This is a genomic window from Microcoleus sp. AT8-B5 (genome assembly GCF_036705565.1).
Classification (GTDB): Bacteria; Cyanobacteriota; Cyanobacteriia; order Cyanobacteriales; family Microcoleaceae; genus Microcoleus.
The window spans coordinates 1-1,159 of the sequence record NZ_JAUBUY010000125.1 but is presented as its reverse complement, the minus strand read 5'-3'; the positions used below and the strand labels follow the sequence as shown (position 1 = coordinate 1,159).

1 protein-coding gene is annotated in these 1,159 nt (G+C 41.0%); it reads right to left on the bottom strand.

Annotation, left to right across the window (positions count from 1 at the left end; genetic code table 11):
* Positions 1–488: 488 nt before the first annotated feature.
* The coding region (locus QUB39_RS30485; protein WP_333245864.1) for a hypothetical protein at positions 489–1,159 on the bottom strand (671 nt) is incomplete at its 5' end.

The window sequence follows — 1,159 nt, the reverse complement described above, 5'->3', positions numbered from 1 at the left end:
CAGCCATGCTGACGCAAAACCGCTTGTTGCATGTAGCTTTAGAGTTAGTTGCGTTGTGTCCACCTGAACGACCTTTAGTTGCCGAACAGTGTTGTGTCAGCCCGTGAACTGTTGCGCAATTGCGATGTGTCGCCAGGAAAGAGTTTGTCAACGGTTGGGTGTTGTAAGACTGAAGCAGCACAAAGAACAAAACGATGAATGACTGCCTGGTGATTGAATATTTGCAGTAGATGCGTTTCGTCGCTCGGAAAAGATCTGCAGCAAATGCGTTGTGTCAAAAGTTACATGCAACGGACACGGCTTGGCGATGTGGCGGTATTCGAAAATCGTCAGCCTGTAACCACTGTTAAATTTATAAATAAAAGTTCATTGTCTATTGTATCGCTTGGTGTTATTCGTCGGCTGGAACTGGAGCCGAATAGCGAAGTAAGAGTTTTAGAATATATTCGTCGCCCCGCCATATTGCCAAACCGCCTGTTGGCAGCCGTTTATTTCACTCCACCGAATATTTTTCTTAAGTCAATCTCCTCTACCACATACCCTTTGTTTGGTCTCACAATCTTTTTTAAAAGCCTAATCCAAAAATTCTTGTCAGAGAAATAATGCGTCCAAGGCATTTGTTCTTGACCGTCACCAATTGGTTTAGTTACTTTGGAAAATTGAAGTTTATCGTTTAAAAAATATTTGCTTTCTGTTCCGCTTAATCCTGACTTTAAAATCCTTTCTATTGCTGAAATATTCACTTCATTGAATGTTAGTCCAACTTTTGAAACTCCAAATTTGTTGCTTTCGTCGAAGTCGGCGTCATAATAATATTCAACTTGGTCTGCGTTGTGTCCTGGTGTTTTAGGATTTGTTATGTCTAATGTGATAAGTCGTCCGTCACTTAAATAACCTACTTTAATTTGCGTTTCTCTGTCCCCAAATTGCTGCTTATAAAATTCTAACGTTGTTTGATTCTTTTGTGTGGTGTCAACAAGTTTGAACTGTCCATTTTGGGTCAGCAAATTCTTTAGATAGTCTTGCCAATTACTGTAATTTCTCATTGAAGTGCGTGTCCTTTTATGGCTGCCAACGTTCACGGCTTTGCGACGGCAGCGATAGCGTTCCGTCGCCCTTGAACTGAAGTTGAAGTTAGAACAAAAAGCCACAAACAACA